At 47.8% G+C, this 22,418-nt stretch carries 20 protein-coding genes; 14 read left to right on the forward strand and 6 right to left on the reverse strand.

The features are described 5' to 3' along the window. The first annotated feature begins 164 nt into the window (after positions 1-164). The 6 genes from ITJ88_RS02410 to ITJ88_RS02435 all read left to right on the forward strand — a co-directional run bounded on the left by ITJ88_RS02410 (position 165) and on the right by ITJ88_RS02435 (position 8,383). On the forward strand, positions 165-1,376 hold the full coding sequence (locus ITJ88_RS02410; RefSeq protein ID WP_029342410.1) for an NAD(P)/FAD-dependent oxidoreductase: 1,212 nt from the start codon (positions 165-167) through the stop codon (positions 1,374-1,376). A gap of 81 nt (positions 1,377-1,457) precedes the next feature. Then, complete coding sequence (locus ITJ88_RS02415; RefSeq protein ID WP_023469133.1) at positions 1,458-1,775, forward strand: YuiB family protein; 318 nt, start codon at positions 1,458-1,460, stop codon at positions 1,773-1,775. A gap of 101 nt (positions 1,776-1,876) precedes the next feature. Continuing rightward, positions 1,877-2,734, forward strand: coding sequence for a glucose PTS transporter transcription antiterminator GlcT (gene glcT, locus ITJ88_RS02420; protein WP_023469132.1), 858 nt, complete (start codon positions 1,877-1,879; stop codon positions 2,732-2,734). 217 nt (positions 2,735-2,951) lie between these two features. Continuing rightward, on the forward strand, positions 2,952-4,475 hold the full coding sequence (gene ptsG / locus ITJ88_RS02425) for a glucose-specific PTS transporter subunit IIBC (protein ID WP_029342409.1): 1,524 nt from the start codon (positions 2,952-2,954) through the stop codon (positions 4,473-4,475). A gap of 129 nt (positions 4,476-4,604) precedes the next feature. Then, positions 4,605-6,713 carry a glucose-specific PTS transporter subunit IIBC gene (gene ptsG, locus ITJ88_RS02430; RefSeq protein ID WP_023469130.1) on the forward strand — a complete coding sequence of 703 codons (2,109 nt, stop codon included), beginning with the start codon at positions 4,605-4,607 and terminating at the stop codon, positions 6,711-6,713. A 152-nt stretch (positions 6,714-6,865) separates the two neighbouring features. Beyond that, positions 6,866-8,383, forward strand: a complete 1,518-nt coding sequence (locus tag ITJ88_RS02435) for an MDR family MFS transporter (protein WP_195864578.1) — start codon at positions 6,866-6,868, stop codon at positions 8,381-8,383. Positions 8,384-8,490: 107 nt separating this feature from the next. Here ITJ88_RS02435 and ptsP read toward each other — a convergent pair whose 3' ends face one another. Then, positions 8,491-10,215: a phosphoenolpyruvate--protein phosphotransferase gene (gene ptsP, locus ITJ88_RS02440; RefSeq protein WP_023469128.1), complete on the reverse strand. Its 1,725-nt coding sequence runs from the start codon at positions 10,213-10,215 to the stop codon at positions 8,491-8,493. Positions 10,216-10,568: 353 nt separating this feature from the next. Between ptsP and ITJ88_RS02445 the strand changes: the two genes are divergently transcribed. From ITJ88_RS02445 to ITJ88_RS02455, 3 genes are read left to right on the forward strand one after another with little or no spacing between them, the layout of a single operon-like run. Further along, positions 10,569-11,981, forward strand: coding sequence for a leucyl aminopeptidase (locus ITJ88_RS02445; protein WP_195864579.1), 1,413 nt, complete (start codon positions 10,569-10,571; stop codon positions 11,979-11,981). Continuing rightward, on the forward strand, positions 11,978-12,148 hold the full coding sequence (locus ITJ88_RS02450; RefSeq protein ID WP_195864580.1) for a hypothetical protein: 171 nt from the start codon (positions 11,978-11,980) through the stop codon (positions 12,146-12,148). The genes ITJ88_RS02445 and ITJ88_RS02450 overlap by 4 nt, the downstream gene beginning before the upstream one ends. Next, positions 12,129-12,797: a DUF429 domain-containing protein gene (locus tag ITJ88_RS02455; protein ID WP_195864581.1), complete on the forward strand. Its 669-nt coding sequence runs from the start codon at positions 12,129-12,131 to the stop codon at positions 12,795-12,797. The genes ITJ88_RS02450 and ITJ88_RS02455 overlap by 20 nt, the downstream gene beginning before the upstream one ends. On the opposite strand, the gene ytvI is transcribed toward ITJ88_RS02455, so the two are convergent. Next, on the reverse strand, positions 12,777-13,901 hold the full coding sequence (gene ytvI, locus ITJ88_RS02460) for a sporulation integral membrane protein YtvI (RefSeq protein WP_195864582.1): 1,125 nt from the start codon (positions 13,899-13,901) through the stop codon (positions 12,777-12,779). The genes ITJ88_RS02455 and ytvI overlap by 21 nt on opposite strands. Before the next feature lie 89 nt (positions 13,902-13,990). Between ytvI and ITJ88_RS02465 the strand changes: the two genes are divergently transcribed. Both ITJ88_RS02465 and ITJ88_RS02470 read left to right on the forward strand, forming a co-directional pair. After that, a complete protein-coding gene (locus tag ITJ88_RS02465) occupies positions 13,991-14,176 on the forward strand; it encodes a hypothetical protein (protein ID WP_195864583.1) in 186 nt (61 codons plus the stop codon). Beyond that, the gene (locus ITJ88_RS02470; RefSeq protein WP_230088508.1) at positions 14,142-15,029 is read left to right on the forward strand and encodes a MazG nucleotide pyrophosphohydrolase domain-containing protein; all 888 of its coding nucleotides are present in this window, start codon (positions 14,142-14,144) and stop codon (positions 15,027-15,029) included. The genes ITJ88_RS02465 and ITJ88_RS02470 overlap by 35 nt, the downstream gene beginning before the upstream one ends. Before the next feature lie 40 nt (positions 15,030-15,069). Here the strand turns inward: ITJ88_RS02470 and ITJ88_RS02475 are convergent, their stop codons facing one another. From ITJ88_RS02475 to ITJ88_RS02490, 4 genes are read right to left on the reverse strand one after another with little or no spacing between them, the layout of a single operon-like run. Next, complete coding sequence (locus tag ITJ88_RS02475; RefSeq protein WP_195864584.1) at positions 15,070-16,260, reverse strand: aminotransferase; 1,191 nt, start codon at positions 16,258-16,260, stop codon at positions 15,070-15,072. Next, positions 16,257-16,754, reverse strand: a complete 498-nt coding sequence (locus tag ITJ88_RS02480; protein WP_035406085.1) for an Lrp/AsnC family transcriptional regulator — start codon at positions 16,752-16,754, stop codon at positions 16,257-16,259. Before ITJ88_RS02480 ends, ITJ88_RS02475 begins: the two co-directional genes overlap by 4 nt. Positions 16,755-16,758: 4 nt before the next feature. Further along, positions 16,759-17,553 (reverse strand): glycosyltransferase family 2 protein, encoded by a 795-nt coding sequence (locus ITJ88_RS02485; RefSeq protein ID WP_195864585.1) that lies wholly within the window; start codon positions 17,551-17,553, stop codon positions 16,759-16,761. Positions 17,554-17,609: 56 nt separating this feature from the next. After that, positions 17,610-17,849 carry a NifU N-terminal domain-containing protein gene (locus ITJ88_RS02490; protein ID WP_023469118.1) on the reverse strand — a complete coding sequence of 80 codons (240 nt, stop codon included), beginning with the start codon at positions 17,847-17,849 and terminating at the stop codon, positions 17,610-17,612. A 456-nt stretch (positions 17,850-18,305) separates the two neighbouring features. On the opposite strand from ITJ88_RS02490, the gene ITJ88_RS02495 reads away from it, so the two are divergent. From ITJ88_RS02495 to ITJ88_RS02505, 3 genes are read left to right on the forward strand one after another with little or no spacing between them, the layout of a single operon-like run. Continuing rightward, complete coding sequence (locus ITJ88_RS02495) at positions 18,306-20,573, forward strand: ribonucleoside-diphosphate reductase subunit alpha (RefSeq protein ID WP_195864586.1); 2,268 nt, start codon at positions 18,306-18,308, stop codon at positions 20,571-20,573. An 18-nt stretch (positions 20,574-20,591) separates the two neighbouring features. Beyond that, positions 20,592-21,080 carry a flavodoxin domain-containing protein gene (locus ITJ88_RS02500; RefSeq protein ID WP_023469116.1) on the forward strand — a complete coding sequence of 163 codons (489 nt, stop codon included), beginning with the start codon at positions 20,592-20,594 and terminating at the stop codon, positions 21,078-21,080. Further along, entirely contained in the window at positions 21,049-22,092 is a 1,044-nt protein-coding gene (locus ITJ88_RS02505) for a ribonucleotide-diphosphate reductase subunit beta (protein ID WP_195864587.1), read from the forward strand. The genes ITJ88_RS02500 and ITJ88_RS02505 overlap by 32 nt, the downstream gene beginning before the upstream one ends. Positions 22,093-22,418 lie beyond the last annotated feature (326 nt).

A 22,418-nucleotide genomic window follows, 5' to 3' on the forward strand; every position in this document is an offset into this window, starting at 1 on the left:
TTTTTAAGGGAAATTACATTTTTCTTTTGCAATCATTCCTGAAAAGTGTTTCAATAGGCTTATAGACATGTGAACATTATTTGAACAAAATTTTTGAGCATTCGTCTGTAATTGAATGTGAAGAAAATCACAACAAAACTACGATTCGTAAGGAGTATCAGAACATGAACACACCTAACATTGTTATTCTTGGAGCGGGCTACGGTGGATTGATCACAGCAGTCAACCTTCAAAAGAAACTCGGCGTCGATCAAGCGAACATCACGTTGATTAACAAACACGACTATCATTACCAAACAACTTGGTTGCATGAACCAGCTGCAGGTACGATGTCTGCGGAGCAAGCGCGCATCTACATCAATGATGTCATCAACCCGTCACGCGTCAAACTTGTCAAAGGCATCGTTGAGAAAGTCGACACGGCTGCTAAAACGGTTCTTTTACAAGATGGCGGAACAGTTCCTTACGATTACGTCGTCGTTGCTCTCGGTGGCGTTCCTGAAACATTCGGCATCAAAGGATTGAAGGAACACGCGCTGACAATCAGCTCGTTGAACAGCGTCCGTAAAATCAAGGAACATATCGATTACTCATTCGCACAGTACAAAACAACAGGATCACAAGATCGTTCACTCTTGACGATCGTCGTTGGTGGTGCTGGATTCACAGGAATCGAGTTCATGGGTGAGCTCGTCAACCGTATCCCAGAACTGTGCAAACAATATGACATTCCACGCGAACTCGTTCGTGTCGTCAACATCGAGGCAGCACCGACAGTCCTTCCAGGATTCGATGCAGATCTCGTCAACTATGCACACAAATGGCTTGAGCGCCAGGGTATCGAGTTCAAACTCGGTAACGGCATCAAGGAATGTGGACCAGGAAGCGTCACATTCGGTCCGCTTCAAGGCGACACGACTGAGACAATCGAAGCGAACACGATCATCTGGACAGGTGGCGTCAGCGGTAACCCTGTCGTTGCAGCATCTGGTTTCGAAGCGATGCGTAACCGTGTCGTCGTTGAAGAAGATCTCCGTGTTCCAGGACACGACAACGTCTTCATGATCGGTGACTGTTCAGCAGTCATGGATCCAAGTTCGAACCGTCCGTACCCACCGACTGCACAAATCGCGACACAACAAGCACACAAAGTCGCTGAGAACATCGCAGCACTCATCGCGGGTCGTCAAACATCGACGTTCACGTACGAGAACAAAGGAACGGTCGCTTCACTTGGTCACAAAGACGGCATCGGCATGGTCTTCGGTAAGAAGATTTACGGCCGTAACGCATCGTTCATGAAAAAAGTCATCGACAACAAACACTTCTTCGAACTGAAAAAACTTGGTCTTGCGATCAAAAAAGGGAAGTTCTAAGTTCACGTTTTAGGCAAATGTACACTCGTGCATTTGCCTTTTTTGTCGGTTATACTAGAAGAGATTCAAAGGGGGAACAGTATGCATATCATTCAAGCCGTGATCGGGAGTGTGCTTTATCTCGTCATGTTCTTTAGTATCGGATTCATCTTAAACATGTTGTTGCGGAGTACGTGGGTGATGCTCGTACTCTATCCGGTCATCATCATCATGATGATCGACAACCAATCGACGCTCGAATACTTCACGAATGCTCGTGAAGCGATTCCGAATCTCGGAGACCGGATTGCTGGTCTACAGACAGCGGATATCACGATGTTCGCGGCTGGTCTTGCCGGAATCATCATCGCCGGTCTATCGATTCGCTTCTTGCGTAAGAGCGGTTACCAAATGTTTTAAAGTCTACTTGAGTAAGTAGGCTTTTTTCGTGTCTGAAAAACCGTTATAATAAAAACAATGTCTTTAAATAAATGTGTAAGAGCAGATTGGGTTGAGAGCGAATGGATAAACAAATGTACCACGTTATCAAGGTATTGAATAATAATGTCGTCATTTGTTCGACTGGTGCGAATCAGGAAGTCATTATCCTCGCGAAAGGGATTGGCTTCGGTCGGAAGCCAGGCGATCAACTGACAGATCTCGACAAGTTGGAAAAAGTCTACACGTTGAAGGATAAAGAAGAACAGGATCAATATAAGGCGCTCGTCGGTCATCTAGATGAAAATTTCATCGCGTTGATGAACGAGATCGTCTCGATGATCGAGACACGCTTCGGAAAAAAGGTCGACGAACATATCCATATTGGATTGACGGATCATTTGACGTTTACGTTCAAGCGACTCGAACAAGGAATGGAAGTCACAAATCCGTTTCTTGCTGAAACGGAAGCCTTGTATCCGGAAGAGTACGCCCTTGCAGAAGAAATCGTCGAGTTCATCAGTGCCGAGATGAATTTTTACCTGCCTCCAGCGGAGACAGGATTCATCGCACTTCATATTCATTCGGCGACGAACTTCAAAGACGTACTCGAAGTTAACCGCCATCATCAACTCGTCGGTTTAATTGCTAGTCATATCGAACAGCGACTGGAGATTAAAATCGATCGAAAATCGCTTGATTACAAGCGTCTGATTCGGCATCTTCGTTCAGCGATTGAAAGGGTTTCCAATGGGGAGTATCTAGAGGCTCCAGAAAAAGTAGAAAAGCTATTGCGTGAAGAATATCCGCTATGCTATGATACTGCTTGGGAGCTGATGTCCATCATGGAACGTCAGTTGAAGAAAGCGGTACCGCGCGGTGAGGCGACGTATCTTACGATGCATCTGCAACGCTTAGTGCAGTACGATTCAGGTAAATGACCGCACGGACTACGTGTTACTGATACGATCAGGCATGAGTGGGATGTCGGGCAAGAAGCTTTATTTCCGTTATTCAACGGGATAAGTCTATTGTCTACAATCCGCTCGTGCCTGATTTTTTTCTGTAAAAAATCGGTCAGATGTCTGACTTTTTTCGTCTCAATCATTGGCATTATTCATCATACTTCGCTCTTAACAGGAAAAGGAGGAAACACACATGTTCAAACAGATTTTTGCTGTTCTTCAACGTGTCGGTAAAGCGTTGATGCTTCCTGTAGCGATTTTGCCAGCTGCCGGTATCCTACTCGGATTCGGTAACGCGATGCAAAATCCGAACTTGACGTCAAAACTCGAGTTCTTGAAAAATGATGCAATCATCAAGGTTGCAAAATTGATGGAAGCAGCTGGGGATATCATCTTCGGTAACTTAGCACTCTTATTCGCGGTCGGTGTCGCGATTGGTCTTGCAGGGGACGGCGCAGCCGGACTTGCGGCAATCGTCGGATTCTTGATCATGAACAAAACAATGAGCGTTTGGCTCGGCGTTACACCAGAAATGGTTGCTAACGGTCAAGGATATGCAAACGTACTCGGTATCCCAACACTTCAAACTGGGGTATTCGGTGGTATCATCATCGGTCTGATCGCAGCTTGGGCGTACGGGAAGTACCATAATCTCGAATTGCCACAGTTCCTTGGATTCTTTGCTGGTAAACGTTTCGTTCCAATCGTCACTGCTGTCGTTTCATTGTTCGCAGGTCTTGTACTTGTATTCGTTTGGCCGTTCGCACAGGACGGATTGAACACATTCTCCCACTTCATGATGGAGAAAAACCCAACACTCGCAGCATTCGTCTTCGGTCTCATCGAACGTTCGTTGATTCCATTCGGTCTTCACCACATCTTCTATGCACCATTCTGGTTCGAATTCGGTTCGTACACGAATGCAGCAGGTGATGTCGTTCGTGGTGACCAAGCGATCTTCTTCGCTCAATTGAAAGATAACGTTGAATTGACTGCAGGTACATTCATGACTGGTAAATTCCCGTTCATGATGTTCGGTCTTCCAGCAGCAGCTCTTGCTATGTACCACGAAGCTCGTCCTGAGCGCCGTGCAGTCGTTGGTGGTCTTCTTGGATCAGCAGCACTTACAGCATTCTTGACAGGTATCACAGAGCCAATCGAATTCGCATTCTTGTTCGTTGCTCCAATCTTGTTCGCAGTTCACGCAGTCTTCGCAGGTCTCTCGTTCATGACGATGCAATTGTTGAACGTTAAGATCGGTATGACATTCTCTGGTGGTTTGATTGACTTCCTTCTCTTCGGTGTTCTTCCAGGACGCACGCAGTGGTGGCTCGTCATCGTCGTCGGTCTTGCACTCTCTGTCATCTACTATGTTGGATTCCGTTTCGCAATCCGCAAATTCAACCTGAAAACTCCAGGTCGTGAAGATGCAGCGCAAGAGACTTCATCTGCTCAAGGTTCTGAACTTGCTGAAGGTATTCTTGATGCACTCGGTTCAGAGTCGAACATCAAACACTTGGATGCATGTATCACACGTCTTCGTGTCGAAGTTCTCGACAAATCGAAAGTCAACAAAGATGAGTTGAAAAAATTAGGTGCTGCTGGTGTCCTTGAAGTTGGTAACAACGTTCAAGCAATCTACGGACCGAAATCAGACAACATCAAGTCTGAAATCCAAGCCGTCATCGCATCACGTAAACAAGAAAAAACAGTCTAATGTTTAAGAAATGAGTCCTTCTGCGGAAGGGCTCATTTTTTTTGGAAAAATCTTTTAGAATCGTTTTGCGCTAGAATATTTTAGGGTATGAACTAAGTAGTTTGTTTAAAAAAAGGAGGGAATATACGCATGTGGAAAAACGTGTTTGGTGTCTTACAGCGGATCGGTAAGGCCCTGATGTTACCGGTAGCGATTTTGCCGGCAGCGGGGCTGTTGCTCGCGTTCGGGACAGCGTTCCAAAATCCGAACTTGACGCAATATTTACCGTTCCTCGAGAACGATTCGCTAGTCGTCATCTGGCGAGTCATGCAGGATGCGGGTGATATCATCTTTGCGAACCTCGGGTTACTGTTTGCCGTCGGGGTCGCGATTGGTCTTGCGAATGGGGAAGGGGTTGCCGGTCTAGCAGCGATCGTCGGTTTCTTGATCATGAACAAGGTCATCAGTTCATTCTTACAGATCACACCAGAAAAAATCACGGAAGCACAGAAAGCGAGTGACTTGTCGTATGCGACGGTCCTCGGGATACCGACCTTGCAAATGGGGGTATTCGGAGGGATCATTGCCGGTTTGATAGCAGCGTACAGTTATAATAAATTCTTTAAAATCAAACTGCCTGATTTCCTCGGATTCTTCGCAGGGAAACGTTTTGTTCCGATTGCAACTGCCTTATTTAGTCTTGTCGCCGGGTTTGCCTTATCGTACATTTGGCCACCGATTGGAACAGGTATCAATACGTTCTCGAAAACAATCATCGAAGCGAACGAACCGTTGTCTGCGTTCATCTTTGGACTCGTCGAACGTTCGTTGATTCCGTTTGGTCTTCACCATATCTGGTACTCAAGCTTCTGGTTCCAGTTCGGGGAATATACGGATAAAGCCGGAACGATCATCAACGGGGATCAGCGGATCTTCTTCGCACAGTTGAAGGACGGTGTACCATTTACGGCAGGGACATATATGACCGGGAAATATCCATTCATGATGTTCGGTCTGCCAGCAGCCTGTCTTGCGATGTACCACACCGTTGCAAAAGATCGTCGTAAAGCCGTCGAAGGTCTCTATTTCTCAGCTGCGTTGACTTCTTTCTTGACTGGGATCACGGAGCCAGTCGAGTTCTCCTTCGTATTCGTTGCACCACTCTTGTTTGCCGTTCACGCCGTCTTTGCTGGTCTTTCATTCATGATCATGGATTTACTGAACGTCAAGATCGGGATGACGTTCTCCGGTGGATTGATTGACTACACGTTATTCGGGATTCTACCGAACCGCACCTCGTGGTGGCTCGTCATTCCAGTCGGTCTTGTCTTCGCCGTCATCTATTACTTCGGATTCCGTTTCGTCATTACGAAGTTTGATCTAAAGATTCCGGGACGAGAAGCGATTAAAGAAGGTGCCGCTACCTCCACGGCACAAGCAGGCGATCTACCGTATGAAATTCTACAAGCATTCGGTGGTCCATCAAACATTAAACACTTAGATGCTTGTATCACACGACTTCGGATTACGGTCAATGATAAATCAGGCGTCAACAAGGACCGCTTGAAAGAACTTGGCGCTGCCGGTGTTCTTGAAGTCGGAGATAACGTCCAGGCGATCTTTGGACCGAAATCCGACGGGATCAAGACAGAGATGGCAGACATCATGAAAGATCCAAACTATAAACCAAAAGAAACACCGGAAGCCGATCCAATTCCACAAGTACCAACGGGAGACGAAGCGCGCACTTCTGGAACTACAGCAGATACCGGTCCACTCGCTGGGGATCGTGGCGGGGCTTACGTGCCTGAAGATGGATATGTTGCACCACTAAGCGGTATCATTCGTTCTCTCGATGATGTACCGGACCAAGTCTTCTCCGGTCGCATGATGGGTGACGGATATGCAATCGAACCAACGGAAGGATATGTCGTCTCTCCGGTTTCTGGTGAGATTACGACGTTCTTCCCAACGAAACACGCGATCGGTATTCTTGCGGATAATGGAGATGAGATCCTGATCCACATCGGTATTGATACGGTGTCACTCGAAGGAAAAGGATTCGAGGCGTTGGCGAAAGCCGGCGATCGTGTCGAACCGGGTACACCACTTCTCAATGTCGACCTTGAACAAGTACGACCACTCGTACCATCATTACTGACGCCAATCATCGTCACGAACAGCGGCGATCGAAAAGTCGACGTTGATGTCGGACGGACGGTCGAAGCCGGAGAAGCGATTTCGTATCGAGTAGAGTAAAGAAGAAAAGCGACGGATCGCCCTGAGCGATCCGTCTTTTTTGTATGAAATGATCATAGAGCACATTTGATAATGAGATTTTGCACATATGATGATACAATGAGTTAGCTATTATAAGAGTTAGCTAATTTTTTGAGAAATGAGGTGCGTCGATGTCTTCGACTACAACAAAAACGAATACGACACCTGTCGTCATCGGATTATTGATTGGGATTTTAGTCGCGGCGATGGATAACACGATCGTTGCGACAGCGATGCCGACGATCGTCAGTGAACTGAATGGGTTTGATCAGTATGCATGGGTCACGTCGGCTTACATGATCGCAACCGTTGCTGGGATGCCGATCTTCGGTAAACTGAGTGACATGTATGGAAGAAAACGCTTCTTCCTCTTTGGAATGCTCCTCTTCATGGTAGGGAGTATCTTGTGTGGAATGGCAGACTCGATCATTGAATTGTCTGCCTATCGTGCCTTGCAAGGGCTTGGTGGTGGGGCGTTGATGCCGATTGCCTTTACGATCATCTTTGATATCTTCCCACCGGAAAAACGGGGGAAAGTCAGTGGGTTGTTCGGAGCAGTCTTCGGTATCTCGAGTATCTTCGGACCATTGCTTGGGGCGTTATTGACGGACTCCCTCGACTGGCGCTGGGTGTTTTACATTAATATTCCACTTGGTTTGATTGCCCTTGGTCTCGTGACGGTCTTCTATCAGGAATCACCGGTGCACCGGACGCAGAAAATCGACTATGTCGGTGCCTTGACGCTTGTCGCTGGACTAGTGTTATTCTTACTCGCACTTGAAATGGGTGGAAAAGAATATGCGTGGTCTTCGCCACAAATTCTTGGTCTGTTCGGAGCAGCACTCGTCGCGTTCGTTGCCTTCGCATTTGCTGAACGACGTGCTGCAGATCCCGTCATTACGTTCAGCCTGTTCCGCCGTCGTTTATTTGCAGCAACACAGGGCGTTGCGTTCTTTTATGGATTCGTCTTCATCTCGGCGAGTGTGTTCATTCCAATTTTCGTGCAAGGTGTCTTTGGTGGCAGTGCGACGAACTCCGGTCTGATCCTGATGCCGATGTTGATCGCTTCAGTCATCTCGGCGCAACTTGGTGGACAGTTGCCGAACAAGTTTGGATTCCGGAACGTCATGATCGTCTCAGCGGTCTTCTTCCTACTCGGTGTCTATCTCCTTAGTACGATGACGCTTGAGACATCGCGGACAGCGGTAACGATTTATATGATCATTCTTGGCTTCGGTGTCGGGTTTAGTTTCTCTCTGTTGAATCTAGCGAGTATCAATGGCATCGAGATGCAACGTCGGGGCGCAGCGACCTCGATGGGCTCGACATTCCGGACAATCGGGATGACGCTTGGTGTCACGGTTCTCGGAATCATTCAATCACGGACGTTCACGTCGGCTGTAACGGATCGGTTGCCGCAAGGCGGAGCGCCGTCCGGTGGACAGTTCCCAACGGCTGATGCGTTTGCGAAGATGCCACCAGAAGTTGCGACAGCAATCAAGACGTCGCTTGCAGAATCAATCTCAACCGTCTATTTCTGGGCGTTGATTCCAGCAGTACTCGGTGTCATCTTTATCTTCTTGATGGGGAACGAGCGTCCGATTCTGTCGGAACAAGCAACGCCAGCGAAGAAGAAACAAGCTCAATAACCACTGTTTTAACAACGTCTTCTTTCTTATTAAAAAGGGGCGTTGTTTTTTGTTGAATTAGACAAAAAAAGACGAACCTGGATTGCTCCAGATTCGTCTGACAGAACTTATTTTTTGATATCGAAAGTCGTGCTGAGGAAGTCGACGACTTCTTCTGCCGTATCCATATCGAGTACTTGCTCAACGATTGCTTCACACTCTGATTTGTTGAGGCGTGTCATCAAGCTACGTGCGCGAAGGACAGATGATGCTGACATCGAGAACTCATCGAGACCAAGACCAAGAAGGATTGGAAGTGCCAATTCTTCTCCTGCCATCTCACCACACATGCCGACCCATTTGCCTGCTTTGTGTGCTTCAGTGATGACGTTGTTCAAGAGGTTCAAGATCGCTGGGTTGAACGGTTGGTACAGGTATGATACTTTTTCGTTCATCCGGTCTGCTGCCATCGTGTATTGAATCAAATCGTTCGTTCCGACAGAGAAGAAGTCGACTTCTTTTGCGAACTGACGAGCCATGACCGCTGTTGCTGGGATTTCGACCATCATACCGACTTCGATGTCTTCTGATACCGTAACGCCTTCAGCTTGAAGGTTTGCTTTCTCTTCAAGGAGAAGTGCTTTTGCAGCACGGAACTCTTCGATCGTTGCGATCATCGGGAACATGACAGCGAGTTTGCCGTATGCACTCGCACGAAGAAGTGCGCGTAATTGTGTACGGAACAAGTCTGTTTGATCGAGACAGAGACGAATCGCACGGTAACCGAGGAACGGGTTCATCTCGTGTGGGAGATCAAGGTACGACAATTCTTTATCGCCACCGATATCGAGTGTCCGGATGACGACTTTTTTATCGCCCATTGATTCGAGAACCGTTTTGTAAGCTGTGAACTGCTCGTCTTCCGTTGGGAATGTCTCTGCATCCATGTAGAGGAATTCCGTACGGTAGAGACCGACTGCTTCTGCGCCGTTATCCAAAACGCCTTTGACATCGTTTGGTGTACCGATGTTTGCAGCGAGCTCGACGTGATGACCGTCAGCTGTCATTGTTTTTTCGTTCTTGAGTTTTTTCCACTCTTCTTTTTGTGCGATGTATGCTGCACGTTTTGCTTCATACTCAGCCACTTGCTCTTCGCTTGGGTTGACGATGACGTCACCTTCAGCACCGTCAAGGATGAGAAGATCGCCGTGTTTCACGTCTGTCAAGACGACTTTTGTACCGACGACTGCTGGGATTTCGAGTGAACGTGACATGATGGCAGAGTGCGATGTCCGGCCACCAATGTTCGTTGCGAAACCTTTAGCATATTTACGGTTCAATTGAGCTGTATCTGAAGGAGTCAAGTCTTCTGCGATGATGATGACTTCTTCATTGATTTGAGCTGGAGTGACGAACGTGATACCGAGAAGGTGAGCCATCGTCCGTTTTGTGACGTCACGAACGTCTGCTGCACGCTCGCGCATGTATTCGTTATCCATTGATTCGAAAATCATGACCATCATGTTCGCGACTTCATCGAGTGCTTTTGCAGCATTTGCTTGCTCATCCTCGATTTTTGCGTTCACCTGACTGACGATTTCCGGATCTTCTAAGATGAGAAGGTGAGCCGAGAAGATCTCCGCTTTATCTGGACCTAATTCTTGTAAGGTATTTTCACGAATGACTTCGAGTTCCGTCTTCGATTTTGCGATTGCTGCTTGGAAACGTTCTTTTTCCGCAGCTGCATCCTCGATTTTGTGCGATGGAATCTCAAAGACCGGTGTTTCCATCACGAATGCTTTTGCAATCGCGATCCCTGCAGAAGCGCCAATTCCCTTGATATGTTGTGCCATGTGCATTACCCTCTTTTCAGTAAGTTTTTTTAACGCGACGACTTCGTTTCTTAGCTATCTATAGATACCCATAAACGCCTCTCTCTTAACGAGCCTTCTGCGCACTCTCCCTTGAATGAAAACGTAGACATTTCCCGGAACAGCAAACGCATCGTTTCTTGAAGTGTCTCAACATTTCACCCGTTTAATCCTATCATATTGTGAAACGGGCAACAATTGTTTGAAACCAAGCATTTCGACAAATTGTCGAACAGAAGCAGTGAAAGCGTTTGCGGTCAGTCGAGAGGCTATCAGTTGGAAAATGACTGAAAACACTTCATACTAATAGATACTAGTCAAAGGGGGAGTTTTATATGCAAACGAATCAATCCGTAGACGTACTCGTTGTCGGGATTTCTGGAAATCAACCGCTCGATGAACGGTTACAAGCACTGTATGGTGACAAATTAGAAGAGTGGGTTCGCCAAGGTGATATCTCAACGAAACGCGGAGAACTCCGACTGTTGCCGACATTATCGGGAGACGTGGCACGTGTCTTGTTCGTCGGGCTCGGGAAAGTCGATCAACTCTCGCAAGATGAGTTACGTCGCTTACTCGGAAAAGCAGCACAACACGTCAAAGCGCGTCGCTTAGAACATGTCACAGTTGATGCAACGACATTCCCAGGACAACCAGTCGAGCTGATTGCTGAGACATTCACCCTCGCTACATATGAGGTCAAACATTATAAGACGTCGCCTTCGAAAGCGTATACGTTACATCTGACGGTCTTACCTTCTGAAGACGAAGCCGTCCTTCGTGGAACAGCTTTAGGCGAAGCGACGAACTTAGCGCGTCGTCTCGTAACGATGCCAGGGAATCTCTTGACGGCGCCAGCGCTTGCGGACGAAGCACGTTTCATCGCGGAGCGTCATGGGCATGATCTCCGGATCATCGATAAGGAAGAGATGGAAGCGCTCGGGATGGGCGCCTTGCTTGCCGTCAACCAAGGATCCGTCATTCCACCGAAATTGATCGTCCTTGAATATAAAGGATCAGCAGAAGCACCGATCGCGGTCGTCGGGAAGGGCGTCACATTCGATACAGGTGGTTATTCCATCAAACCGAAAGATGGGATCGTTGGGATGAAAGGCGACATGGGGGGAGCGGCAGCGGTTCTCGGCTTATTCGAAGCACTCGGTCAACTGAAGCCAGATGTTCACGTAATCGGTGTCATTCCGGCAACGGACAATATGATTTCCGGGGATGCCTTCAAACCGGACGACGTCATCACATCGATGGCAGGAAAAACGATCGAAGTCTTGAACACGGATGCGGAAGGACGGCTTGTCCTTGCTGACGCAGTCACGTACGTCAAAGAGTATCAACCTAAAGCGATCATCGATCTCGCAACGTTGACAGGTGGTGTCCTTGTCGCGCTTGGAACAGAAATCACTGGTGCGTTGACGAACGATGTGTCACTTTACGAACGCTTTGAACAGGTGACGAAAGAAACGAATGAGATGGTTTGGCAAATGCCATATGTTGATGCGTTCATCAAACAAGTCCGCCGTTCGGAAGTCGCAGACTTGAACAACTCACCGGGACGCATGGGACATATGATCTTCGGTGGTGCGTTCGTCGGAGAATTCGTCGGTGACACACCTTGGCTACATCTCGATATCGCGGGAACATCGGAACAGAATCAAGCGTCTGAGATTGGTCCAAAAGGAGCGACAGGCGTTATGGTTCGTAGTCTGTATCGATTCGTCGAGCAAGAAAAATGAGACGCTGGAATCTACTCGGCGTCTTGTTGACGATTCTTGCCGTCGTCTGGTATTTGGATGCACGCGATCGTCTATCGCTCGGTCTCGCGACGTTCATTGGTATCTTCACCGTCTTATCACTACTCCGTTCTTTCCGGGAGAAGACGAATGATCGTCATCGGAATTGATGCGGCAAAGGCAGGCTGGGTCGTCGTTATGTACGAAAACGGTCGTTATACGGGATCGGTCGAACCGACACTTGCCAATATTCCTAGAGCTGACCGGATTTGGGTAGATATGCCGATTGGTTTAACGGAAGGACGACGCGAAACGGATCAACTGTTGCGACAGGAATTACGCCCTGGGCGAACGAGCAGTGTCTTTAATGCCCCGTTTCTCAGTGCGCTGACAGCCTCAACCTATATGGAAGCAAATGATTTAGCGAAACAACATGCGGGGATCGGGCTTTCAAAACAAGCGTGGTATCTATTACCGAAAATTCGAGAAGTCCGTCATGCCTATCGGAGTGAGATGATTGAAGCCCATCCGGAAGTCTGTTTCGCGCGACTCGCCGGTCATCCGGCACGTTTTTCAAAGAAGACGACCGAAGGCATTGCGGAACGAATCGAATTGCTTAAGCGTTTTGATTGTCCACCGTTATGGGAACAGCGTCAGTCGCATGTTGCGATCGATGATTGGCTCGACGCTTGTTTGCTTGCGACGGGCGCCCGTTTTCCGTGTGATTACTTACCGGCGAGTCGACCGGTGGACACGGAAGGATATCCGTTATATGCAGCTCTACCCAAAAAATCACCCTCACCGAAATGGTGTGGGTGATCCTTTGACGAAGTCCCAAATATAATGGAAAATCTGGGCGTTGTAGAGTGCTTTTAAGATGACAGCGATCAATGGTCCGAGAATCAGTCCGAAGACACCGAAGAATTTGATCCCGACGAACAGTGCGATCAATGCCGTGATGGGTTGAATCCCGATGTTGTCGCCGACGATTTTCGGTTCCATGATGTTGCGCTGGAGAATGACGAGCGCGTATAGAATCCCGAGACCAATCGCAAGTGTCGTATCTCCGGTAATCAAGGAGTAAGCGATCCAAGGCAGGAAGACGGAACCTGTACCGAGATACGGTAAAATGTCGAAGAAGGCAGCGATAAACGCGACTGCAAATGGATGCTCGACACCAATGATGAACAAACCGATCAGGACGATGAAGAACGTGATTGTAATCAAAGTGAATTGTGCTTTGATATAGCCGAACAAGGCGGAGCGTAAACTCAAGAAGACGGATTCGAAACGAGCGAACCAAGGAAGCATCTCGTAGCGTTTCAACCGCATCTCATACTGGTGCCAATCCTTTGCGATGAAAAACCAAGCGAGTAAGACGATGACAAAAATCAACGCGATCGACGGTAGGGTCGCGAGAACGGCTTGAAGCATCATCGCAACACTTTTTGAGCCCTCTCCAATCGCACTCGCAAGTGAACTACCGAGCGATTGAATACTGTTTTGAACCGTATTTTGTTGGGATGGTTCTAGTGAACGTAAAGCTTCAGACGCATCGTTCCAAATCGGTGCCAGTTTTTCGTTGTACAGCTTTTGAAAATACAGACTCAATTCTTGAATTTGTGCGGGTAATTGATTGGCGACAAATACAAGACCGCGAATCAACTGCATGATGATCAAGGCGAGGGAACCGATCAATAGACCACTGATCAAAATGATCGACAATAACGCACCCCATCCACGATTAATCCGTAACCGCTTTTGAAAGAAATCGACGAGCGGACGGCTGAAAAGAGCAAGCAGAAACGCAAAGACAAACGGGTACAAAATGGACGAGAGGCGGATGAGTAACCATCCAACAGCTACGAAGGCGAAGATCACCGTCAAGAACCGGGCCATTTGCCAAAGACGTTCAGTCGACACAAGCAACACCTCTTACTGGATTATGTAGAATTGATATCATCATATCATGTTTAGGTAGGGAACGAGTCATTCAAAAGGAGGAGAAAGCGATGCGTAAAAGAGAAATCGGATTATTTGCTGCGTTGATTGCTGTGACATCTGTCGGAATTCGAGAATGGAAGAAAAATCAGGCGTTTACGCAACGCGTCAAACAAGAGACAGAAATGCACGTACGCCAAGCAATCGTGGAGGGTCAGACAGATGGAACAGATGAAGACACTGCAACAAAAGGTTGATGCGACGATCCGCTCACTCGGCGGTTATTTTCGACCACTATCTGGTCTCGCACGCCTGACGGAAGAAGTCGGTGAGGTCGGAGAAGCACTGGAACAAAATGATTTAGAAGCCCTTCGCTCAGAGCTTGTTGATGTCTTGATGATCTCGACCTGCCTTGCGAATCAATACGTGGCGGATCTTGCAGCACAGCACGAGACGCTCGGGACAGCAAATGATGATCAGGACGGTTCGTTTTATCGACTCGTGCATGAGGCCGGACAAATCGCACGTGTCATGAACGGGTATGAAGGCGATAAACCGCCGAAAGCGAAAGACACGATTGTTCCGATTGGCCATTCCTTAGCACGTCTGCAACGCGAACTGTTTCGGTTAGCACGACCACTTCAACTTGATTTGCTGGCAGAAATCGATCGGACGAATGAAAAGAATCTGAAGCGGGATAAAACACGCTTCGCGTTGACGCGTGATCCCATCACGGAAGAGACGATTGATCATTTCCGGAGTGCGACAGGAAGTGAGGCGCGCCTCTGGGGAGCCCCTGTGTACGAGGATAACCAAACGATCGAGGACAACATGGAAGCAGCATTGCCGTCACTCCGGCGTTTCCTCCGATGTGCGTCGATTGAGGGAATCGAGGCATTCGTCTTCGAAGCACCGATGGAACGCTCACGTAGTTTGGTTGAAGTGAAAGAACTAGCGGACGAAATGGGACGCTTGATCAAAGAGCGGACACCGCTTGACTTCAAGGATTCACCGTATCGGTTGGAAGTCTTTGCGCCACAACTCGGTCCAATCTCGCCGTATCACGCAGAAGACGATCATCGGATGTTCCTCGTTCTTTATGTCGATTAAATAAATAAGCCGCTTGCTCAAACGAGCAGGCGGCTTATTTTTAGTGTGAATGAGACGATGCCGTTTCATCCTGAGTCTGCCATTTTTTCATGAAGCGCTGAATCCGAGCGATCGCTTCTTGCAGTTGCTCAATCGAACTCGCGTAACTTGCCCGAACGTAGCCTTCACCGCTTGCTCCGAAGACGGATCCTGGCACGACGGCGACGCGTTCAGCCAGTAACAACTGTTCTGCGAATTCTTCACTCGTTAATCCAGTGTGACCGATGTACGGGAAGGCATAAAAAGCACCGCCCGGCAGATGTGTCGGAAGTCCCGCATCATTTAACGCCTTGACGAAGTAGTTTCGGCGTTGGCGATAACTCGTCACCATATCAGGGACCGTCTTATGACGTGAACGGAGTGCTTCAATTCCCGCGAACTGGACAAGGGTCGGGGCACACATCATTCCGTATTGATGCACTTTCAGCATGGATTGCGTGATGGCAGGTGGCGCACAAGTGAAACCAAGCCGCCAGCCTGTCATCGCGAAGGCTTTCGAGAAGCCGTTGATGATGATCGTCCGCTCTCGCATTCCGGGAAGGGTCGCAAAGCAAATCGCTTCCGTTTCGTAGGATAGTTCGGCATAGATCTCGTCACTGATGACATATAGATCATGCTTTTGGACGAGTAACGCTAGGTCCGCTAATTGATCGCGCGACATCGTCGAGCCTGTCGGATTCGAAGGGAAACAGAAAATGATCGCTTTCGTTTTATCTGTCAGCAGTTGCTCAATCGTCTCCGGTTGAATCGCAAAACCGTCTTCTGCATGACACGCAGCGGCGACAGGAATGCCTCCAGCGAGTTCAATCAAAGGGGCATACGAGACGAACGCCGGTTCAACGACGATGACTTCATCTCCTGGATTGATCAAACTACGAAAAGCGAGATCAAGTCCTTCCGAGGCTCCGGTCGTGACGATGATTTCTTCCGTCGTCGAATAGGAGATGGCGAACTTTTCTTGCATGTAAAGCGCGATTTCCTGGCGTAACTCGAGTAAACCGGCGTTGGCACTATACGCTGTATAGCCTTGCTCGAGTGCTGCGAAGCTCGCTTCGCGAACATTCCATGGCGTGACGAAATCAGGTTCGCCGACACCAAGGGAGATGACGTCTTCCATCGATCCTGCTAAATCAAAGAAACGACGGATGCCGGATGGGGCTAGCTGTTCGACACGTTCAGATAGAGACTTCATGGAGACACCTTCAATCGTTTGTCGTCATCATCCTGACTGAAGAGGACACCATCGTGCTTGTAGGTCTTCAAGCGGAAATGGGTCGTCGTCGAGATGACGGAGTCGAGCGTTGATAATTTTTCAGAAACGAATTGAGAGACTTCTTGTAACGACTTGCCATCTAAGACGACTTGCAAGTCGTATGCACCTGACATCAGATAAAGGGACGTTACTTCCGGGAAACGATGGATCCGCTCCGCGACTTCATCAAAGCCGCGTCCCCGTTTTGGTGTGACTTTGACATCGATGAAAGCTGTCACGCCATGATGGGCATGAATCTTTTGCCAGTCAATAACGGCGGTATAGCCGAGTAGGACACCGTCACGTTTGAATGTCTCGATTGAAGCCGCTACTTCTGACGCTTCCCAGTCGAGCATTTGAGCGAGCAAGTTCACATCCATCGGACCGTTCTGTGTCAATAATGCTAATAATTCGAGTTGTTTTTCAGTGTACATGGGATCACTCACTTTCTGTCAATTGACCGTTGAAGGTACGGCGGGTCTGGCGCAATCGTGCGCGTCGCTCAGCCTGGACGATATGGAAGTTCTTCATTTCAGTTGTCGGAAGTTGGTGTTTTTCAACGAGGCGTTCGAAAAAGACGCGTCGCGCTGCATCCTGACGCGCGGACTCATGATTACCCGACGGATTAAAAGCATATAAGACGGTCGCGCGCGCTGGGTGCAGTATTAAATGATCCTTGCCGACGCGTAAGATCCAGTCCCAGTCCCAATAGTTGAAGACGTCTTCGTCAAACGAACCAAGTTGATCGTGGAGCGATTTACGATAGAGCGACCCGGACGGAATATACGTCGAGTCTTCTCGAATCGTCTCCGGATCGTACGGATACGCGAACGGCTCAGAATCAAGTGCGATCCGGTGATCGCCTTCCCAGCGATACGTAAAGAGCTCCGCGTCCATATAGGTGAGATCGGCACCAGCTTCGAGATCGCCGACCGCTTCTTCGAGGTGACTCGGTAATAAGAGGTCGTCATCGTCATGAAGTAAGATATACCGACCGGAAGCGAGCGTGACACCATGATTTCGAGCACGAACATGATGGTTTTCAGGTAACTCGACATAGGTCAGTTGAAGACGGTCCTGATACGCAGCCGTCACTGTTGAGACATCGTCTCCATTATTGTTTAAGACGATGACTTCGAAGTCTTGATAGTGTTGACGCGTCAATGCTTCTAGCGCTTCTGCTAGTTCACGAGGACGATTGTACGTCGGAATGATGATGGATACGGTTGGCATCAGTGATCGCTCCTTGAACAAAGACACCTGTCCAGGAACAGGTGTCTTCTTGTTTTTTACATGTTTGCTTCAATGCGTGGTAGCAGTTCGTTCCATTCTGCTTCTGGTTCTTTCGTAACCGTCACGAAGTCGCCGTAAGCGAATAGATTGTCGATGCCATCAAGGGCGATCAATGATGCGAGCAACGCATCTTCAGGTGTATCTTCTTTTTTGACACTCGTACTTTTAGCACCGAAGCGCTGTTCTTCGAGCGTAATTTTGACGGAATTCGGATTTGGTGTGTAATCGACTTGCATGAGGTAAGCTCCTTTCAACGTACATACGTATATGCCGTCTTTTCGTGATAGATGGATGGAATCCTTCTTCCTGATAGACGGAAGATCGATACGTTCAGTATATCAGAAAATTCGAAGAGAATATTTTTCTTCTAGTAGGAGAAATGGACCATCTTTATTTTAACGGTTCATTTGACCTTATAATGCATTTTACTCGCTATCTCAATATATCTCAAAAGGCGTCATGATGCCTTTTTCAAATTGTTTGACCTGAATTTCAAAGCAAGGGGTTATTTTTTTGAATTTCAGTGATAACCTATATCTTGTACATTAACAGGTTTAAAAACGGCTAAAACGTCTATATATAGAGTGATACTTGTAGAGTCCTTTCTATATGTAGGACGTCTTTTTTTAGTTTAGCGTATTTCATCGTCTAATGCGAACCTGTTTAACGATAGAGAATGGGAGTGGTTCATAGTGGCATCTCCACTGAATACAGCACGCATCTTTAAGGGTGCAATGACAATAGAAGACGTATATGTCGTGATTAGACAAGCAACGGAATCGTATCCGGAACTTGATATCGACCGCTATACTGAACGTGCCATCCGAGCGCTTGAAGGAAAATCCCTACAAGCCGATCAAGTCTATGAACTGTTAACGATGCACGCACTCGATATGTTGAAGGCAGAAGAGCCGAACTGGACATTCGTAGCGACAGCGACTTACTTAAATCGTTTATACCTTGAAGCAGGTGAAAATCGCGGATATGCAGCAGAAGAACGGTATGGTTCGCTGTATACGCTGATTGAAAAACTGACAGAAATCGGCATCTTCACGAAACATTTACTAGATGCGTATTCGAAGGAAGACATCAACGAACTGTCGGCAACGATCGATCCATCCCGCGACCACTTGTTCACATACATTGGTCTTCGAACACTGGCAGACCGGTACCTCGCACGTGATCACGTCAAAAACTTGTACGAGCTACCGCAAGAACGATTCATGGTCATCGCGATGACACTGATGCAAAACGAACCGAAAGAACGTCGTTTAGAACTCGTCAAAGAGTCTTACTGGGCATTGTCGAATCTTTACATGACAGTTGCGACTCCGACACTTTCAAACGCTGGTAAGTCTTACGGTCAACTTTCTTCATGTTTCATCGATACAGTCGATGATTCGTTACGCGGTATCTACGACTCGAACACGGACGTGGCGACACTTTCTAAAGGTGGCGGCGGAATCGGTGTCTACATGGGTAAGATTCGCTCACGCGGTTCAGATATCAAAGGATTTAAAGGTGTCTCAAGCGGTGTCATTCCGTGGATGAAACAGTTGAACAACACGGCAGTCAGCGTCGATCAGCTCGGTATGCGTCAAGGATCGATTGCGGTTTATCTCGACATCTGGCATAAAGACATTCTCGAATTCCTAGACGCGAAGCTCAACAATGGGGATGAGCGACTTCGGACACATGACTTGTTCACAGGTGTTAACTTACCGGATCGCTTCATGCGTGCCGTCGAAGCACGAGAAGACTGGCATCTGTTTGACCCACATGAAATTCGGACGGTCATGGGCTTCAGTCTCGAAGATTACTTCGATGAGACGGAACAAGGTGGCAGCTTCACAGAACGATACGAAGCGTGTGTCAACGAACCACGTCTCAGTAAAAAAACAGTTCCAGCGATCGATCTCGTCAAACGCTACATGCGTTCGCAACTCGAGACCGGGACGCCATACATGTTCTTCCGTGACGCCGTTAACCGTGCGAATCCGAATAAACATGCAGGGATGATCTACTCGTCAAACCTTTGCTCGGAAATCATGCAGAACATGAGCCCGACGACCGTGACGGAAGAGTACACGGAAGACGGTAAAATCATCGTCACGAAGACACCAGGAGACTTCGTCGTCTGTAACTTGTCATCGATTGCACTTGCACGTGCAGTTCGTTCTGACGTCCTCGAGCGATTGATTCCGATTCAGATGCGGATGCTTGATAACGTCATCGACTTGAACACGATCGATGTTCCGCAAGCACAATTGACGAATCAAAAATACCGTGCCGTTGGTCTTGGCACGTTCGGTTGGCACCATCTGCTTGCACTCGAAGGCATCCGTTGGGAATCGGTCGAAGCGGTACAATATGCAGACCGTCTCTACGAAAAAATCGCTTACTTGACGATCGATGCGTCGATGCAACTTGCGAAAGAGAAGGGCGCGTATCGTCTCTTCGAAGGTTCAGAATGGCAAACAGGAGAGTACATCAAACGTCGCCACTATAAAACGACGGATGAACTCGATTGGGATCGTCTCCAAGCCGACATCACGGCGTACGGAATGCGTAATGCTTACTTGATGGCAGTCGCACCGAACTCATCGACGGCGATCATTGCGGGTAGTACGGCATCGATTGATCCAATCTACAAAAAAGTCTACTCGGAAGAGAAGAAAAACTATAAGATTCCAGTCACTGTTCCAGATTTAACACCGGAAACGAACTGGTTCTATAAATCAGCGTTTGAGATTGACCAGCTATGGAGTATTCGTCAAAATGCTTCGCGTCAGCGTCACATCGACCAAGCGATCAGTTTCAATTTATACGTGAAAAATAACGTCAAGGCGAAAGAATTACTCGAGATGCACATGGAAGCATGGCAACTCGGGATGAAGACGATCTACTACACGCGTTCGACGACGGTTGAGATCGACGAATGTGAATCGTGTTCATCATAAGATAAGGAGGACGATATCATGAAGGCAGCAATCGTATATGCGTCATTGAGTGGAAACACAGAGGAGGTGGCAGAACTCGTCGCGAAGACGTGTTCTGAGATGGGAATCGAGCCGACGATGTTGTTTGCGGACGAAGTGACGACGTATCAGTTAATGCCTTATGATATCGTCTATTTTGGTTCGTATACGTGGGGAGATGGGCAATTACCCGACGATATGCGCGACTGCCTTAGAACCGTTCTGAAGGAGAGTTCGCATGCGATTCCGCAGGCAGCTGTTTTTGGAACAGGGGACAAGATGTTCGTCAAATATTGTCGCGCCGTGGATGAGATGGCCTATCATCTCTCGAAATTCGGGGTACCGCTTGCCGGAGAACTGTTGAAAATCGAACAGTCACCACGCAATCGCCCACATCTCGTCAAGGAATGGACGAAACGGACCATTCTTCAATTACAGCAAGAAGGAGTCGAAGCACATGGAACAGCTACAAAAAATCAAACTGCTTGATGCACGTCATCCGAATCGCGCGACAGCGATCATCGGTGGCGAAACGAGTGCCATCGTCAACTGGAACGACATTGCGTATCCACAGTTTTATTCGATCTACAAACAACTATTATCGAACTTCTGGATTCCAGATGAGATCTCAATGTCGAAGGACATGCAACAGTGGAATCAACTGAGCGAACGGGAACAGGATGCCTTCAAACGAATCATCGGGCTACTCTCGATTCTTGACTCGGTTCAGACACGTTATATCTTGGAATCGGCAATGTTCACATCGGATTCATCGGTTCATGCGATTCTTGCGATCGTTGCGCAACAGGAAGTCGTTCATAATCAATCGTACAGCTACGTCTTATCCAGCTTAGTTCCATTGGCTGAACAAAACCGGATTTTCGATATCGCGAAAGACGATGACATGGTCATGAAGCGTAATGCATTCATTCTTGATTTATATGAAGATTTCCAAAATGACCGGACTCCAGAAAACTTTGCGAAATCGCTCGTTGCTTCGATCGTTCTTGAAGGAATCAACTTCTATTCAGGCTTTGCCTTCTTCTATAACTTAGCGCGCCACCAAAAGATGGTCGGAACATCGACGATGATCAGCTACATTCAACGGGATGAATTACAACACTCGTACTTCATCAGTCAATTGTTACGTGCTGTCCTGTCGGAGCATCCAGAAATCGATGCCGATGGTTCCTTCACACAATTCGTCTACGACACGTTCAAGCGTGCCGTTGATCTTGAAATCGAGTGGAGCGAATATGTCTTGCGTGATGTAGACGGTCTTGATGTCAGTGAAATGCGTGACTACGTTAAATATCTCGCAAACAAACGTCTTCGCGTCATCGGTTTGTCGGATCTCTATGAAGGGCACGACGAAGACGTCATGCCATGGATTCGTGCGTATTCGGATGATTCGATGAACGCGACGAAATCGGACTTCTTCGAACAAAAATCACGTTCGTATGCGAAAGTAACGGATGCAAATGGATTCGACGATCTGTAAGTAATCAATTGATGATTGCTTCTACTCTATATTTCCTTTACGCTAGGACAGGTGAGGTTCTGCTCGACTCCTGCGGAAAAACAAGTCGGCATGACCCTGGAAGATGCGAAGCATCTGAAGCGGCATGAGGGCTTGTCCGCGGAAAGCGAGCAGACCGAGACTGTCCGTTTTTATTAGAGCGTTGTGAAAGTCGCTCACATCACTTTTCGGTATCTGTTTTTTAGATCAATTGAGTAAAAGAACAAAAAAAGGGCCGAACTCGGAAAGTTCGGCAGAATCAGGGGGAATACTTGAAGTCTTGCTACTAAAATGTTCCCTCGTGAAAT

Origin of the sequence: Exiguobacterium abrahamii (genome assembly GCF_015645365.1) — a bacterium.
GTDB classification, from domain to species: Bacteria; Bacillota; Bacilli; order Exiguobacteriales; family Exiguobacteriaceae; genus Exiguobacterium_A; species Exiguobacterium_A abrahamii.

Bases quoted from the DNA above. Each gene is read 5' to 3' on its own strand.
- ITJ88_RS02485 (WP_195864585.1), bottom strand. From the start codon at position 17,553: ATGCCAACCGTATCCATCATCATTCCGACGTACAATCGTCCTCGTGAA.
- ptsG (WP_023469130.1), top strand. From the start codon at position 4,605: ATGTGGAAAAACGTGTTTGGTGTCTTACAGCGGATCGGTAAGGCCCTG.
- glcT (WP_023469132.1), top strand. From the start codon at position 1,877: ATGGATAAACAAATGTACCACGTTATCAAGGTATTGAATAATAATGTC.
- ITJ88_RS02415 (WP_023469133.1), top strand. From the start codon at position 1,458: ATGCATATCATTCAAGCCGTGATCGGGAGTGTGCTTTATCTCGTCATG.
- ptsG (WP_029342409.1), top strand. From the start codon at position 2,952: ATGTTCAAACAGATTTTTGCTGTTCTTCAACGTGTCGGTAAAGCGTTG.
- ITJ88_RS02470 (WP_230088508.1), top strand. From the start codon at position 14,142: ATGGAACAGATGAAGACACTGCAACAAAAGGTTGATGCGACGATCCGC.
- ptsP (WP_023469128.1), bottom strand. From the start codon at position 10,215: ATGGCACAACATATCAAGGGAATTGGCGCTTCTGCAGGGATCGCGATT.
- ITJ88_RS02500 (WP_023469116.1), top strand. From the start codon at position 20,592: ATGAAGGCAGCAATCGTATATGCGTCATTGAGTGGAAACACAGAGGAG.
- ITJ88_RS02475 (WP_195864584.1), bottom strand. From the start codon at position 16,260: ATGAAGTCTCTATCTGAACGTGTCGAACAGCTAGCCCCATCCGGCATC.
- ITJ88_RS02455 (WP_195864581.1), top strand. From the start codon at position 12,129: ATGATCGTCATCGGAATTGATGCGGCAAAGGCAGGCTGGGTCGTCGTT.
- ITJ88_RS02435 (WP_195864578.1), top strand. From the start codon at position 6,866: ATGTCTTCGACTACAACAAAAACGAATACGACACCTGTCGTCATCGGA.
- ITJ88_RS02450 (WP_195864580.1), top strand. From the start codon at position 11,978: ATGAGACGCTGGAATCTACTCGGCGTCTTGTTGACGATTCTTGCCGTC.
- ITJ88_RS02480 (WP_035406085.1), bottom strand. From the start codon at position 16,754: ATGTACACTGAAAAACAACTCGAATTATTAGCATTATTGACACAGAAC.
- ITJ88_RS02505 (WP_195864587.1), top strand. From the start codon at position 21,049: ATGGAACAGCTACAAAAAATCAAACTGCTTGATGCACGTCATCCGAAT.
- ITJ88_RS02465 (WP_195864583.1), top strand. From the start codon at position 13,991: ATGCGTAAAAGAGAAATCGGATTATTTGCTGCGTTGATTGCTGTGACA.
- ITJ88_RS02410 (WP_029342410.1), top strand. From the start codon at position 165: ATGAACACACCTAACATTGTTATTCTTGGAGCGGGCTACGGTGGATTG.
- ITJ88_RS02445 (WP_195864579.1), top strand. From the start codon at position 10,569: ATGCAAACGAATCAATCCGTAGACGTACTCGTTGTCGGGATTTCTGGA.
- ITJ88_RS02490 (WP_023469118.1), bottom strand. From the start codon at position 17,849: ATGCAAGTCGATTACACACCAAATCCGAATTCCGTCAAAATTACGCTC.